The sequence below is a fragment of the Streptomyces sp. B6B3 genome (assembly GCF_039871525.1).
Lineage (GTDB): Bacteria > Actinomycetota > Actinomycetes > Streptomycetales > Streptomycetaceae > Streptomyces.
On sequence record NZ_JBDPLU010000006.1, the window covers coordinates 223,644 to 238,764 of the forward strand.

Annotated in this window: 13 protein-coding genes; 6 read left to right on the forward strand and 7 right to left on the reverse strand. The window is 73.1% G+C overall.

Annotated elements, in window-relative coordinates:
* Positions 1-6 precede the first annotated feature (6 nt).
* Positions 7-1,164, reverse strand: coding sequence for an MBL fold metallo-hydrolase (locus ABGB06_RS15660; protein ID WP_347589836.1), 1,158 nt, complete (start codon positions 1,162-1,164; stop codon positions 7-9).
* 147 nt (positions 1,165-1,311) lie between these two features.
* Between ABGB06_RS15660 and ABGB06_RS15665 the strand changes: the two genes are divergently transcribed.
* From ABGB06_RS15665 to ABGB06_RS15685, 5 genes are all read left to right on the forward strand, one after another.
* The gene (locus tag ABGB06_RS15665; RefSeq protein ID WP_347589576.1) at positions 1,312-1,818 is read left to right on the forward strand and encodes a gluconokinase; all 507 of its coding nucleotides are present in this window, start codon (positions 1,312-1,314) and stop codon (positions 1,816-1,818) included.
* A gap of 227 nt (positions 1,819-2,045) precedes the next feature.
* Complete coding sequence (locus ABGB06_RS15670; RefSeq protein ID WP_347589578.1) at positions 2,046-2,927, forward strand: phosphatase PAP2 family protein; 882 nt, start codon at positions 2,046-2,048, stop codon at positions 2,925-2,927.
* 125 nt (positions 2,928-3,052) lie between these two features.
* Complete coding sequence (locus ABGB06_RS15675; RefSeq protein WP_347589580.1) at positions 3,053-4,357, forward strand: transglycosylase family protein; 1,305 nt, start codon at positions 3,053-3,055, stop codon at positions 4,355-4,357.
* 198 nt (positions 4,358-4,555) lie between these two features.
* Positions 4,556-5,368, forward strand: a complete 813-nt coding sequence (locus tag ABGB06_RS15680) for an SAM-dependent methyltransferase (RefSeq protein WP_347589582.1) — start codon at positions 4,556-4,558, stop codon at positions 5,366-5,368.
* Positions 5,369-5,442: 74 nt separating this feature from the next.
* Complete coding sequence (locus ABGB06_RS15685) at positions 5,443-7,542, forward strand: EAL domain-containing protein (protein ID WP_347589838.1); 2,100 nt, start codon at positions 5,443-5,445, stop codon at positions 7,540-7,542.
* Between the two features lie 36 nt (positions 7,543-7,578).
* On the opposite strand, the gene ABGB06_RS15690 is transcribed toward ABGB06_RS15685, so the two are convergent.
* From ABGB06_RS15690 to ABGB06_RS15705, 4 genes are all read right to left on the reverse strand, one after another.
* Positions 7,579-8,787, reverse strand: coding sequence for an anhydro-N-acetylmuramic acid kinase (locus tag ABGB06_RS15690; protein WP_347589584.1), 1,209 nt, complete (start codon positions 8,785-8,787; stop codon positions 7,579-7,581).
* Positions 8,788-9,036: 249 nt separating this feature from the next.
* Positions 9,037-9,603 (reverse strand): GAF domain-containing protein, encoded by a 567-nt coding sequence (locus ABGB06_RS15695; RefSeq protein ID WP_347589586.1) that lies wholly within the window; start codon positions 9,601-9,603, stop codon positions 9,037-9,039.
* Positions 9,604-9,703: 100 nt separating this feature from the next.
* Positions 9,704-10,957 carry an ATP-binding protein gene (locus tag ABGB06_RS15700; protein ID WP_347589588.1) on the reverse strand — a complete coding sequence of 418 codons (1,254 nt, stop codon included), beginning with the start codon at positions 10,955-10,957 and terminating at the stop codon, positions 9,704-9,706.
* Between the two features lie 211 nt (positions 10,958-11,168).
* Positions 11,169-11,831, reverse strand: a complete 663-nt coding sequence (locus ABGB06_RS15705) for an alpha-ketoglutarate-dependent dioxygenase AlkB (RefSeq protein ID WP_347589590.1) — start codon at positions 11,829-11,831, stop codon at positions 11,169-11,171.
* A gap of 116 nt (positions 11,832-11,947) precedes the next feature.
* On the opposite strand from ABGB06_RS15705, the gene ABGB06_RS15710 reads away from it, so the two are divergent.
* Positions 11,948-12,316 carry a hypothetical protein gene (locus tag ABGB06_RS15710; RefSeq protein WP_347589592.1) on the forward strand — a complete coding sequence of 123 codons (369 nt, stop codon included), beginning with the start codon at positions 11,948-11,950 and terminating at the stop codon, positions 12,314-12,316.
* 44 nt (positions 12,317-12,360) lie between these two features.
* On the opposite strand, the gene ABGB06_RS15715 is transcribed toward ABGB06_RS15710, so the two are convergent.
* Together ABGB06_RS15715 and ABGB06_RS15720 are read right to left on the reverse strand one after the other, a co-directional pair.
* Complete coding sequence (locus ABGB06_RS15715) at positions 12,361-12,861, reverse strand: metallophosphoesterase (RefSeq protein ID WP_347589594.1); 501 nt, start codon at positions 12,859-12,861, stop codon at positions 12,361-12,363.
* Between the two features lie 41 nt (positions 12,862-12,902).
* Complete coding sequence (locus tag ABGB06_RS15720; protein WP_347589596.1) at positions 12,903-14,909, reverse strand: amino acid transporter; 2,007 nt, start codon at positions 14,907-14,909, stop codon at positions 12,903-12,905.
* Between the last annotated feature and the right edge of the window lie 212 nt (positions 14,910-15,121).

A 15,121-nucleotide genomic window follows, 5' to 3' on the forward strand; every position in this document is an offset into this window, starting at 1 on the left:
CACCGGTCAGCCATCGACGGGCCGGGGCTGCAGCGACCGGCCGGCCCGCGCGGCGGACGTGGGGCGGGCGGCGACGGCCTGCCACCAGGGCTCGGCCGGCAGCCGGCCGGCCGGCTCGAAGGACTCGCCGGGCCGTGGCAGCGCCACCGTGACCTCGGCCCTGGCGGCCTCGGCGACGGTCCGCTCGACCGGCTCCTCCCACGGGTGCAGCGCGAGGTTGAAGGTGCCCCAGTGGATGGGCACCAGCACGCCGCCCGGGCCGCCGGGAGACAGGTCGCGGTGCGCCCGCACCCCCTCCTCCGGCGTCATGTGGATGTCCGGCCAGTACTCGCTGCTGTAGGCGCCGATCTGCACCATCGTCGCGTCGAAGGGGCCGAGCCGGGCGCCGATCTCGGCGAATCCCGGGAAGTACCCGGTGTCGCCGCTGTGGAAGACGCGGTGCTGCGGCCCCGCGGCCACCCACGAGGCCCAGAGGGTGCTGGAGCGGTTGACCAGCCCGCGCCCGCAGAAGTGCTGTCCCGGGGTGGCGGTGAGGGTCAGGCCGCCCACCGTGGCCGACTCGTGCCAGTCGAGCTCCCGGATGCGCGCCGCCGGCACACCCCAGTGCTCCAGGTGCGCACCCACGCCGAGCGGCACGGCGAAGACCGCGTCGCCGCGGAGCAGCGCGCGGATCGTGGGCATGTCCAGATGGTCGTAGTGGTCGTGCGAGACGACCACGGCGTCCACCGGGCCGAGTTCGTCCAGCGACACCGGCACCGGGTGCAGGCGCTTGGGCCCCACGAAGGAGAACGGCGAGCAGCGCCGCCCGAACACCGGATCGAACAGGACCCGGTGCCCGTCGATCTCCGCGAGCACGGTGGCGTGCCCCAACCAGGTCAGCCGCAGCCCGGAGGCGGGCGGCTCGCCCGACGCCACGGCCGCCGGCCGCACCAGCGGCAGGGCGGCGGCCGGACTGCGGCGGCGGCGGTCGGCGGTGCGCAGCGTCTCGCGCAGCATCGGGAGCATCGCGCCGGGCCGGACGGTCCTGGTCGGCCGTTCGTTGCGGAAGGCGCCGTCCCGGTACTGCGGGGATCGCTGGATGCGCGCCAGGCGCTCACCGGTCGGCGGGGCGCCGAAGGAGGCCGGCCGCAGCAACCGGGACGTCCGGCCCGTCAGCGACGCCAGCCTGGCCCAGGTCCGGTCGGGTGCAGGAGACGGACCGGTCACATGAACCTCCCAGTGCACGTATGACGCCACTGTAGTCGAAGAGTAACGGCAGGCCGGAGGCTTGCCCTTGGATAATTCGTACATTCGCCGGGCTAGGGTGAGGGCATGTCCGCCTCCACGATCGTCGTCATGGGCGTGTCCGGCGTCGGCAAGACCACCATCGCCCGGCTGCTCGCCGAGCGGCTCGACGTGCCCTTCGCCGAGGGCGACGACTTCCACTCGGCGGCCAACGTCGCCAAGATGTCCGCCGGCACGCCGCTGGAGGACGCCGACCGCTGGCCCTGGCTGGCGGCCATCGGGGGCTGGCTGCGTGAGCGGCAGACGGCCGGCACCGGCGGCGTGGTGACCTGTTCGGCGCTGCGCCGGGCGTACCGGGACGTGCTGCGGGCGGCGGCGCCCGGCGTGTTCTTCGTCCACCTGGACGGTTCCGAGGAACTGGTCGCCGAGCGGATGGGCGAGCGCTCGGGGCATTTCATGCCCCAGAAGCTGCTGCGCTCGCAGTTCGCCACCCTGGAGCCCCTTGAGTCGGACGAGGACGGCACGGTCGTCGACGTCGGCGGCACGCCGGAGGAGCTGGCCGACGTGGCCGCGGCCCGGATCCGGGCTCGCTGACCGCTCCTCGGCCGGCGGACGACGACGGCCGAGGCGTGATTCCAGGCGTCGGGGGCACTCGTCGGTCGGCGACCGAGAACCGAACGCTCCGGGAACGCCGGTGGGATCCCGGCTGGCCACGAGGTGACACGTAGACTCGGCCGTCAGGCAGAGAAGCCGAGGCGCGGTCGAGGACGCTCCGCGCTTTGACCGCGGTCCGATCACCTCGCCCTTCGGGAATACTGCTGATGCGAAGCCCAGGCGCTCTCACGAGAACCGTCGCCGCGCGGATCCGGGAATCGGCCGCGCCGTCCCGCCGTCCCCCACTGCTCAGGGAACTCCTGCTCCTCACGGTCCTGTATCTGGCTTACAAGTTCGGCCGTCGCGCGGCGAACGGACAGTTCGCCGACGCCTATGCCAATGCCGACCGGATCTGGGATCTGGAACGCGCGATGCGCCTGCCGAACGAGGCTGCGGTGCAGGATCTGCTCCTGCACAGCGAGAGCCTTGTCCGCGCCATCAACATCTACTACGCCACGGTCCACTTTCCGGCCATCCTGTTGTTCCTGGGCTGGATGTTCTGGCGACACCCGGGGCACTACACCTGGATTCGGTGGGTGCTCGTCTGGCTGACCGGGGCGGGCCTGGTGCTGCATCTGTTGTTCCCGCTCGCCCCGCCCAGGCTGTTCGGGCGGACCGAGATGATGGACACCAGCGCGGTCTTCGGTCCGGCCGTGTACGGAAAGCCCGAGGCGAACTCGATGGCGAACCAGTTCGCCGCGATGCCCTCGCTGCACGTGGGCTGGGCGGTCGTGATCGCGGTCGGCCTGATCGTCGCCGGCCGGGGCCGACTGCGCTGGCTGTGGGTGCTCCATCCGCTGGTCACGGTGGTCGCGGTGGTCGCCACCGGCCACCACTACTGGATGGACGGCCTGGTGGCCTGCGCGCTGCTCGCCGTCATCCTGCTGCTGCTCCGACCGCCGCGCGCGCTCCCCCACACGCGGGAGGGCACACGGCGCACCGCGGGGGCGCGGCCGAGTGCGGTTCCGGTACCGGTTCCGGAGGGGGCGGGAGGCGAGGCGGACGCTCCCCCGGCGCGCGCCACGGCGTCCCGGACGACCGAGCGCTGACGACCCCGAACTCTCCCTTGTGGTGCGGTTTTCCCGCCCCTATCGTTGACCTGCCGTACAAGTCCCGTGACGGAAACATGATGTGACGGGATGCCGAGACAGGTCGGCCAGGGGAGGACCCGCTCATGACCACGCGTGGACGTCACCGCCGCTATCGGCCCAGCGCCGTTTCCCGCGCCTCGCTCAGCGTCACCGCGTCGGGCGCCGGACTCGCACTGCCGCTGATCAGCGCGAGCGGCGCGGGCGCCGCGCCCGTGGAGGCCTGGGAGCGGGTCGCCGAATGCGAGAGCGGCGGCGACTGGCGGATCAACACCGGCAACGGGTACTTCGGCGGGCTGCAGTTCCTGCAGAGCACCTGGGAGGCGTACGGCGGCACCGCCTACGCGCCGCGGGCGGACCTGGCGACCAAGGACCAGCAGATCGCGGTCGCCGAGGCGGTGCTGGCGGCCCAGGGCCCGGGGGCGTGGCCGGTCTGCTCGGTGCAGGCCGGGCTGACCCAGGACGGCGTGGACCCCGACATCGCCCCGGACGCCGAACAGGACGCCGAACAGGACGGATCCGGGCAGGACGCCGAGCAGGACGGATCGGGACAGGACGGCGAGCCGCGGCAGGCGGCCAGCGCGACCGACCAGCAGGACACGTCCGGCGCCGAGCGGTACCGGGTGGTCAGCGGCGACACGCTGTTCGGCATAGCGCAGAGCCACGACGTCGCCGGCGGCTGGCAGGCGCTGTACGACCTGAACCGGGAGACCGTCGGCCGGAACCCGGACCTGATCTTCCCCGGCCAGCGCCTGGTGCTGCGGCCCGGTGACGCCGGGACGGACGACTCCGGATCAGACGGATCAGACGGGTCCGACGAGTCCTCGGGGTCCGAGGGGTCCGGGGAGTCCTCGGCCGAGGCGCCGCCCCGCGAGGAGAGCCAGGAGACGGAGCCCGAACAGGCGGCCGACGGCTCGGGGAACCAGCAGGACCAGCAGGAGGCGCAGCCCGAGCGGCAGCAGGAGGCCGCGGAGGAGGACCGCGCCGCGACGTACGTGGCGCCCGTCTCGGCCAGCGCGGGCACGTCCTACGGCGCCAGCGGCGGCTCCTGGTCGCTCGGGTACCACACCGGTGTCGACTTCCCGGTGGCCACCGGCACCTCGGTCAAGGCGGTGACCAGCGGCGAGGTGGTGTCCGCCGGTTGGTCGGGGTCCTTCGGGTACGAGGTAATCGTCCGGCACCCGGACGGCAGGTACAGCCAGTACGCGCACCTGTCGGCCATCTCCGTGTCCGAGGGACAGCCGGTGAGCAGCGGCCAGCGGATCGGCCGTTCCGGCTCCACCGGGAATTCCACCGGGCCCCATCTGCACTTCGAGATCCGCAGCGACGAGGCGTTCGGCAGCGATATCGACCCCCTGGCCTACCTCCGGCAGAACGGCGTCACGATCTGACACGCTGGCCGAAACTCCCCGGATCCTGGCGCGTTTCCGCCCTGTCCTCCGGGGGTCAATCTGGACAGAGATCGCGATAACCCCCCAGGATGAGGATGGTGATCGTCCGGTTCCTTCCCTCGTCCACGGCGCGGTCAGTACCCTCAAGCGTCCGGGGGTTTCTCATTCGTACGCATGCCGGGGACTTTGGAGATGCCGATGGAGCGACCCGCCTGGGCGCCGCCGGGAATCGATCTGTCTGTGCCGAGCGTTTCACGTATGTACGACTACTATCTCGGCGGCTCACACAATTTCGAGGTGGACCGTGCGGCCGCGCGCAGAGCTATAGAGGCCTTTCCCGGCCTCCCGAAGATCATGCAGGCGAATCGTGCCTTCATGCGACGGGCGGTGCGTTACGCGGTCGGCGAGGGAATCCACCAGTTCCTCGACATCGGCTCCGGCATCCCGACCTTCGGCAACGTGCACGAGGTCGCCCAGGCCGCCCATGAGCGGGCGCGGGTCGTCTACGTCGACAACGACCCGGTGGCCGTGGCGCACAGCCGGGCCGTGCTCGTCGGCAACGAGGGGACGGACATCGTGGCGGCCGACTTCCGCGAGCCGTCGGCCATCCTGAACAGCGAGCCGGTGCGCCGGCTGCTCGACCTGAACCGTCCGGTGGCCCTGCTGCTCGTCGCGCTGCTGCACTTCCTCGACGACGAGGACAAGCCGCACGCGGCGCTGGCCGAGATCGGCGACGCGCTGGCCCCCGGCAGCCTGCTGGTGCTCACCCACGCGTCCACCGAGGGCGGTCCCTTCACGCCCCAGCACGGGCACGCCATCGAGCGGGTGTACCGCAGGAGCAACGCCAACCTGGTGATGCGCTCGGGCCCGGAGGTGGCGCGGTTCTTCTACGGCTTCCCGCTCGTGGAGCCGGGCCTGGTGTCCATGCCGGAGTGGCGTCCCGAGGGCGCCCTCGACGACGAGGACCCCATCGTGTTCGCCGGCTACGCGGGAGTAGGGCGCAAAGCGTGACATCCTCGCCATCCCGACCGCCGGATCACCCCCACACCAACGGTGGCGGCGAGCCGTCCGCGGCCTCGCGCGAACTGGCGCGTGCCTGGTGCCGCGCCGTGTACCCGGCCACCGCGACCTCCATGACCCGGACCGAGTTCGAGGCGCTGCTGCTGCGGCTCGCCCGCCGGCTCGCCGCCGCCCTGCACGCCGAGCCCTTCGACCCGGCGCCCGGCCGGGCCGTGGGCGAGGAACTGGTGGCCGCCCACTGCACCGCCCCCGAGTCGCTGCCCGGCACCCTCGGCGTGCTCGACGCGCACCTCGCGTCCTGCCCGGCGGATCCGGCCGGACCGCCGGCGCGGGAGACGCCGGCGGCGCAGACCCGGCACCGTTCGGCGCGGCTCCAGCACGCCGTCGCCGAGGGCTTCGCCCGGGCGTTGCAGGAACGCACCCGCTGCGAGCAGGAGGCGCTGTCCCGGGCCGCGTTGACCGCGCAGACGGAGATCGCCCACGCGCTGCACGAGAGCGAGACCCGTTTCCGCGCGGTGTTCAAGGGCGCCAGGCTCGGCATCGGCATCGCCGACATGGACGGCAACATCCTCGACATCAACAGCGCGTTGGCCCGGATGTTCGGCGGTTCCGAACACGCCCGCAGCCGGAACGTCCTGGACTGGACGCATCCGGAGGACCCGACCGAGGTGTGGCGGCTGCAGCGCGAGCTGATGCGCGGCGAGCGCGAGCACTACCAGGTCGAGAAGCCCTACAACCGCACCGACGGCACGGTGCTGTGGACCAACCTCACCGTCTCGCTGCTGCGGGACGCGGAGGGCGAGCCCCGGTACATGCTGGCGATGCTGGAGGACGTCTCGGAGCGGCGGCTGCTGAACCTGCGGCTGCGCTACCAGGCCACCCACGACGCCCTCACCGAGCTGCCGAACCGTTCGCTCTTCTTCGAGCGCCTGGAACAGGCCCTGGCGCCCGGCTCCGGGTGCTCCCGGATCGGACTGTGCTACCTCGACCTGGACGGCTTCAAGGCGGTCAACGACAGCCTCGGCCACGCGGTCGGCGACCAGCTGCTGCTGGCCGTCGCCGAACGCCTCCGGAGCTGCGCCGCCGGTCCCGGCCAGATGCTGGCGCGGATCGGCGGCGACGAGTTCGTGGCCCTGGTCATCAACCCGCCGACACCGGCCGCCGTGACCGCGCTCGCCGAGCGCGCGCTGGCCGCGCTGACCGCCCCCGTGTCGGTCGGCGGGCGCGAGCTGCTGGTGCGCGCCAGCATCGGCATCGTCGAGGGGCCCACCGAGGTCCTCACCTCGGCCGAGGTGCTGCGCAGCGCCGACATCACCATGTACCGGGCGAAGGCCGAGGGCGGCAACCGCTACGCGCTGGCCGATGCGGACGCCGACGCCCGGGCGATCAGCCGCCACTACCTCACCCACCACCTGCCGGCGGCGCTGAAGGGCTGCGAGTTCTTCATCGAGTACCAGCCGCTGATCAAGATGGAGGACGGGAGCCTGGAGGGCGCGGAGGCGCTGGTGCGGTGGAGCCATCCGCGGCACGGGGTGCTCGGGCCCGACCGGTTCATACCCCTCGCCGAGCACACGGGACTGATCGTGCCGCTGGGCCACTGGGTGCTCAAGGAGGCGGTGCGGCAGGCGTGCGAGTGGCAGCTGATGGGCGTCGGCGGGCTGCGCCCGCTGCGGGTGAACGTCAACCTCTCGCCGCGTCAGCTGCACCACCCCGACCTCGTCGAGGACACCGTGGCCGTGCTGGAGGAGGCCGGGCTGCCGCCGAGCTCGCTCTGCCTGGAGGTGACCGAGACGGCGATGATCCAGGCGGACGAGCACGAGCTCAAACCACTGCGGCAGCTGTCCGACCTGGGCGTGGGCATCGCCCTCGACGACTTCGGGACGGGGTACTCGAACCTCGCCAACCTCCGGCGGCTGCCGGCCAACACGCTGAAGCTGGACCGGTCGTTCACCGAGGGCCTGCAGCACGATCCGGCCGATCCGGTCGACCTGAAGATCGTGGAGGGCATCGTCTCGCTGGCGCACACGCTGAAGCTGTCCGTGACCGTGGAGGGCGTGGAGACGTCGGTGCAGGCCCAGCAGCTGCGCGAGTTGGGCTGCGACTCCGCGCAGGGCTGGTACTACGCCAGGCCGGGCCCGCCGGAGCGACTGCCCGAGGCGGTGTGATCCGGCCGGGACGGCTCCGCCCGCGCGGTGTCGCCCTCATGTCTCGACGCGCAGCCGCAGCGGCGCCTCCGCGCGCGGCGCGGGAAGGCGCAACGGCCGCGCGCCGGGCGTGACCGAGCCCAGCACCGCGCCCCCGCGGGCGCCGGTGGCCGAGGCGATGGTGCCGGCCAGCCCGTGCACGCTGAGGAAGCCGAGCAGCGCGAAGAGGTATCCCTCCTTCGCCTGCGCCGGCAGGCCGTAGTCCTCCACCCGGCTGATCCGGGTGGGCGCGCCGAGGGTCCTGATCCGGTCCATCAGCACCGGGTTGCGGACCCCGCCGCCGGAGGCGACCAGCTCGGTGAGCCGGTGGCCGTGGCAGGCGGCGGCCACCAGCCGGGCGGTCAGCTCGGTGACGGTGGCGGCCAGGTCGTCCGTGGACAGCTGCCGGCCGCGCAGCCGCTGCCGGAGGTAGTCGGTGTGGAAGAGCTCCTTGCCGGTGGACTTCGGCGGCGGCAGTCGGAAGTACGGCTCCGTCAGCAGCTCGGACAGCAGGGCGCCGTCCACCGTGCCGCGAGCCGCCCGGACCCCGTCGGTGTCCATCCGCTCCGCTCCCCCGGTCGCCTCGGAGACGACGGCGTCGATGAGCGCCCCCGCCGGCCCGAGGTCGTAGGCGATCACCTCGCCACGGCCGTCGCGCACGGTGATGTTGGCGATGCCGCCCAGGTTGAGCGCGCCGCGCCGCACGCCGTCGCCGAGCAGCAGCAGGGTGTCGAGCATCGCGGCCAGCGGCGCGCCCTGCCCGCCCCTGGCGATGTCCCGGGACCGCAGGTCGGAGACCACGGGCAGCCCGGTGGCCTCGGCGATCCAGGCCGCGCCGCCCAGCTGCAGGGTGCCGTGCGCCTGCGGGCCCTCGACCCAGTGGAAGACGGTCTGCCCGTGCGAGACCACCAGCTCGCCCCCGCCGTGTGCCAGGGAGGTGTTGGCCCGCGCCGCGACCTCGCCGAAGAAGCGGCCGAGGCCGGTGTCGAGCCGGCAGACCCGCTCCAGGTCGGTGGTGGCGGGCGGCAGGCACGCCGTGATCTGCTCCCGAAGCCAGTGCGGGTACGGCTCGGTGTGCAGGCCGCGAGGTCTGAGCACGACCTCCCGGCCCTCGAAGAAGAGGTCGGCGACGGCCGCGTCCACGGCGTCGTACGACGTGCCGCTGAGCACGCCGATCACGGTCCACGGCTGGTCCGGGCGGGGCCCGGTGGTGTCGGTCAGGTCCATCGCCGCCATCCTCCCCCCATCACGGGGGTCCTCCCGGACCAGGTCCGGGAGAGACCGGGGAGTACCCCGGAACAGGGGGCGCGGTGACTACCGTTCGTCGGGCTCGCCGGGTCGGACTCGACCCGGGGAGCGTCCGGGACTCGCTTCGCACTCATCATCTGTGCACTGCCCCGTTCGACCGGACCGCGCACCTGGCGGACGCGGCGGGCTGGCCGGCTACGCGCGCAGCGGAACGAGGGATGACGCGCGTCAGATCGGGTCGCCGCCCCTCCGGCGCCGGGTGGCGGGGGCGTCCGCCGCGAGGATGCGCAGGGTCAGCCGGGCGGCCGCGGCCTTGACGGTGTCGAGTCCGGACCGCCCCCAGGGGCGTGGCACCCGGTCCATCGCGCAGATGGTGCCCAGCGCGATGCCCGACGGGTGCATGAGCGGCGCGCCCAGGTAGGAGCGGATGCCATACTCGTCGACCACCGGATTGGCCGCGAACCGCGGGTAGTCGCGGACGTCGTCCAGCACCAGCGCGCGGCGTCTGACCACCACGTGCGGGCAGAAGCCGTGGGCGCGCGGCATGGTCCGGGCGTGGTAGACGCCGAGCCCGTCGTGCAGCCCGGCGAAGTACTGTCCGGCCCCGTCGACGAGCGTCACCATCGCGTACGGGGTCTGGGCGACGCCGGCCAGCTGGTGGGCGGCCTCGTCGAGATGGGGCGCCGGCTCGGCGCCGAGGCCGAGCTCGTCCAGCCGCTGCGCGCGCAGCACGGCGTCCGGGTCCTCGGGTGTCAGCAGCAGGCGGCTGGTGGGGTCGTAGGCCGTCACGGCCATGGTGGCTCCTCGGGGTGGGCGGCGGGTCGGCGCGGGCGACACAAGCGACGCGGGCGACACGATGTGGGCGGCGTTCTCGGGGCCGGCGGCCCGGCCGGCGTCAGGTGCGGTCGAGCGGGACCGCGGACTCGACGGTCAGCTCCGGCACCGGCAGTCGGGCGGGCAACGCGACCGGCGTGCGTCGGGGGTCCGGATCCTCCTCGGTGACCAGCAGTTCCTCCGGCACCACGACCACGGCCTGGATCCCGCCGTAGATGTTGCTCTGCAGCTGGACCGCGAGGCGGTGCCGGCGGGCCAGCACCGAGACGACGAAGAGCCCGACCCGGCCGTCCTCCAGCAGCTGGCCGACGTCCACGTGTTCGGCGCCGGCCAGCACCGCGTTCATCCGCCCCTGTTCGGCGGCGGTCATGCCCAGGCCGCGGTCCTCGACCTCGATGGCCAGGCCGGCGGGCACGCACCGGGCGCGCAGCAGCACCTGGGTCTGCGGGGCCGAGAACTCGGTGGCGTTCTGGACCAGTTCGACGAGAAGGTGGACGAGGTCGGCGACGGCGGGTCCGCACACCATGCCCTCCACGGGCGGCAGCAGCCGGACCCGCGTGAAGTGCTCCGACTCGGCGATGCAGGAGCGCAGCATCTCGCCGACCGGAACCGGCCGGTGCCATTCGCGGCGCGGGACCGCGCCGCCGAGCACCGCGAGGTTCTCCGCGTGCCGTCGGATCCGGGTGGCCTGGTGGTCCACGTGGCACAGGCCCTTCAGCAGCTCCGGGTCCTCCACCTCGGCCTCCAGCTCGTCGAGGTGCTCCAGCTGGCGGTACACGAAGAACTGCATCCGCCGGGCGAGGTTCACGAAGACCTCCGCCCGCTCGTCGTCGCCGATGGGGCCGCAGGCCAGGCTGGCGGCCTCCCCCACCGCCGCCTGGGCCGCGCGGCGGAAGGCGGAGAGCTCCTCGTGCAGCTGGTCGAGGGGGTCGCCCTCGACGTCGGCGGGCGGCGGCTCGTAGGGCGGGTTGATCGGCTCGCCGCGCTCCACCTTGCGCAGTAACGCCTGGAGCTCCACCCGTCCCCTGGCCGCCTGCCGGCACAGCGCGGAGACGCGGTCGGCCCGGGCGCCGTCGCGGCACGCGGCCGCGACGGCCGCGCCGGTCACCACGGCGCCGGTCAGCAGCGCCGCCCCGCCCAGCACGCCCCACAGGGCGCCGCCGTGCGCCATCGGTGCGGCCGACCGGCCGGGGCCGCCGAGCAGGTAGGTCAGCACGGCGGTGGCGATCGTGGCGACGAGCGCGGCCGGGAGCACCGCGAGGAGCAGCAGGGTGTGTCGGGCGGCGGTAGCCCCATGGGGTGACGGTGCGGGCATGGGCGTCCTTCGGATCTCGACGGGTCGCGGGCGGCTGCCGAGCCGGGGCGGCTCAAGGTGCCGAAGCCACGCTATGCGTCAACAGCCGGGCGAACAGGCATAGTTCCGGAAATCGCCACCCCTCGCCAGCTCCCATCGAGTGAACGGACGGGCCGTGATTTTGACCACGGTCCGGTGATCTTCCATCACCGGTGGTGATAGCCGTCGGGCGTCAACCCAGCCCGGAGGCCCGCACGGTGACGTTGACGCGGCCGTCCAGTCCGAGCTCCGACGGACCGCTGCCGGGGCGGGTGCGGGGCACTCCGTGGTAGGCCAGCCGGGACGGGCCGCCGAAGACGAAGGCGTCGCCGCTGCGCAGCTCCACGTCGGTCCACGGTCGGCCGCGGCCGACCACGTTCCCGAAGCGGAAGTCGCAGGCGTCGCCGAGGCTGAACGAGACCACCGGGGCCGGCGAGCGCTCGTCGCTGTCCCGGTGCATGCCCATCCGGGCATTCGGCCCGTAGAGGTTCACCAGCGCGACGTCGAAGGGGTGCTCCGCCGGGCCCGCTCCGTCGCCGGTCTCGACCCCCGCCGCGGCGACCACCTGAGCCGCCCACTCCCCCAGCCACGCGGGGAACGGCTTCACGGGCGCCCCGTCGCCGTCCACCACGGTGCGGGCGTAGCCGTAGGGGTACCAGTGCCAGCCGAGACTGAGCTGGCGGACGCTCATGACGCCGCCGCCCACCCGCACGGTCCGCAGTCCGGCCGGCGGCCGCGCCCACTCCCGGCACGCGGCCAGCAGCTCCCGCTGCCGCTCCGGCGACAGCCAGTCCGGCAGGTGCACCGCCCCGGGCGCGATCTCCCGTCGTGCACGCGGGAACAGTTCGGCGTCCATCGCGTCCCATCATGCCCCACGTTTCTCGAACACGTGTCCACACTCGAGGTGCCGTCACCTCACCGGCGGGGTACACGCCGTGCCCCAGGCAACGGACGCGAGAGGACGGATGGCCCATGACCCTCCAACACCCCGCCGACCGGGGCGGCGACCGCCGCGGCCGCTTCGAACGGCTGGCCGAGTCGGCGTCCAACGTGACCAGTTCGCCCGCCTTCTACGGGTTCTGCGTCCTCCTGATCATCGCCTTCGTCACGGTGCACCTCACCGGCGTGCCGCTGGCCTGGATGATGTTCGTCGGAGATCTGCTGGCCGCCGTGAACCTCCTGCTGCTCGCGCTCCTGAAGAACACCGAGCGGCGGGCCGAGCACGCGTTGCAACGCAAGCTCGACGCCATCGCCGCCGTTCTGCTCGAGAACCACGAGGGCGGCTCACGGCGCGCCCACGAGAACCTGCGCGAGGCCATCCGGATGGACGAGGACGTGTGACGCCGCGCGGGCCGGTCCGGTCAGCGATCCCGTCAGCCTGCCGGTCAGCGTGCCGGGAGATCGTGCAGGGTCACGGCCGTGAGGCGGCCGGCGGCCGCCTCGGCCGTCAGGTAGGTGTGCGTCGGCTGGCGCCGGCGGTCGGTCGGCGAGCCCGGGTTCAGCAGGCGCAGGCCGCCGGGGGTGGTGGTGTCCCACGGAATGTGGCTGTGCCCGAACACCAGCACGTCGAGATCGGGAAAGCGACGGTCGCAGCGGCGTTCCCGGCCCGGCGCGGGTCCGGTCTCGTGCACCACACCGAAGCGCAGGCCGCCCAGCTCGGCGTGGGCCACCTCGGGCAGTCGGGCCCGCAGGTCCGGGCCGTCGTTGTTGCCGTACACGCCGACGAGGCGGCGCGCGTGGCGGGTGAGCAGGTCGAGCGTGGCGACGTCGACCCAGTCACCCGCGTGGATGACCACGTCGGCCCGGCGGGCCTCGTCGAGCAGCCGGTCGGGCAGCGTCCCGGCCCGCTTCGGCACGTGGGTGTCGGACGTCAGCAGCAGGCGCACGGCAGCGACGGTACCCACTCCGGCGCCGGGGCGCGCGGCGGTCAGCTGCCGACGTGGATGCCCGGGCGGAGCGTGGGGTCGGGTTCGTTCCTGCGGATGATCTCGCGGGTGACGGGGGCGGTGTCGCCGCGGCCCAGCAGGAAGTAGCGGAACATGTGCCGCAGCGGGCTGCCCTCGGCCCAGGCGAAGTAGCAGTGCGGGCGGACGCCGGTGGCGTCGCGGAGCGCCAGCAGGATCGCGGCGATGGCGTTGGGCGCGGCCGGGGCCTCGGTGCGCAGGATCCGGAACCCGTCGACCTCGACGCCGTGCACGGTCAGCGCCTCGCTGAAGTCGGACGGGTCGACCACGTCGATCTCCAGGAAGATCACGTCCGCCGGTCCCGGCACGGGGTTGGACCCGCGCTGCTCGTGCTCCTTGGCCAGGTACTCGGCCCCGTCGCCGGCCTGGCGGCGGTTCGTGATGATGTTGATGGCGTTGTCGTAGGCGAGCGTGTCGGCGATGAACAGGCGGGCCGTGGCGTCGAACTCGACACGGTCGGCGCGGAGTTCGGTGGTGCGCGAGACCCGGGAGACCAACGACACGGCGATGATGCCGACGACGAACAGGCCGGAGATGGCGATGCCGTCGGGCTTGTCGACGATGTTGGCCGCCAGGGCGTACACCAGCACCGCGGTGAGCACGCCGAAGCCCACGGCCGCCGGGCGCTGGCGGCGCCGGGTGGCCGAGACGGTCACGGCGAAGGCGGCGGAGACCATCATGGCCAGGATGCCGGTGGCGTAGGCGCCGGCCTGGGCGTCCACGTCGGCGTCGAACGCGAGGGTGGTGACCACGCACAGCAGCGTGTAGACGATCACGACCGGGCGCACCGCCCGTCCCCACTCCGGGGCCATGCCGTAGTTGGGCAGGTAGCGCGGCACGATGTTGATCAGCCCCGCCATCGCCGAGGCGCCGGCGAACCACAGGATCAGGATCGTGCTGACGTCGTAGGCGGTGCCGAAGACCTCCCCGAAACGCTCGTGCGCCAGCCAGGCCAGGGCCCGGCCGTTGGCGTCGCCGCCGGAGTCGAACAGCTCCTCCGGGATGAGCACGGTGGTCACGAAGCTCGCGCTCAGCAGGTAGACGCTCATGATGACCGCGGCGGTGGTCAGCAGCCTGCGGGTGTTCCGGATCCGCGACCGCATCCGCTGTTCCCCGTCGCCGCCGTCGCAGGACACGAGCGGGATCATGCTCACCCCGGTCTCGAATCCCGACAGGCCCAGCACCAGCAGCGGGAACGCCAGCAGCGCCGGCCCCAGCAGACCGCCGAGGCTCCCGCCGCCCTCCTCGTCCAGCGCGTCCAGCCACGCCGACCACGCCCCCGGCGTGCTGAACACGTCCACCACGCCCACGACGATGATCACCGCGTTGAACGCCAGGAAGACCGCGACCAGCGGGATCGCCACGCTGACCGCCTCGCTGAACCCGAGCAGGAACACCCCGCCCAGCACCAGCAACAGCACGACCGTGATCCCGACCTCGTGCCCGTGCAGCGCGGTCGGCAGGTAGGGGTTCTCCACGATGTGCACGGAGGCGTCCGCCGAGGAGAGGGTGATCGTCACGATCCACGACGTGGCCACGAAGCCCAGCAGGACCAGCACGAACAGCTTGCCCCGCCAGAACGGCAGCAGGTCCTCCAGGATCGCCACCGACCCCGCGCCCTGCGGGCTCTCCTTCGCCACCCGGCGGTACATGGGCAGCATGCCCAGCAGCGTCAGCGCCACGATCAGCAGCGTCGCCAACGGCGACACCGCCCCGGCCGCCAGCACGGCGATCGCCGGCACGTAGGCGAGGCTGGAGAAGTAGTCCACCCCGGTCAGGCACATCACCTTCCACCAGGGGTGCGGATCGGCCTGGCCCTCGCCCGCGGCCGGCCCGACGGGCTGGACCCGGTGCCGCAGCAGCCACTGCGCCAGCCGGCCCGTGGGTTGGCCCCGGAGCGCGGGGCTGTCCACCACCTCGGGTATCGCCGGGGGCACCACCGGCTCGCTCGCGTCCTTCGTGGTCCTCACCGGACGTCCCCGCGAGCCGCGCCGGCACCGGGACACGAGGTCGGTGCCCGGCCGGTGCCGTTCGGCAGGACCATCCGCATCGTGACCTGGGCCGCCGGTGTCACGTGCCGGTGGATACGGAGGCTGCCGCGTCGAGCCTTCGTTGCCATCTCCGTCCTCGCCGCGGGTCAGGTCCTGCGCTGGTCGACGACCGACTGCCGGCCGCCACGGTT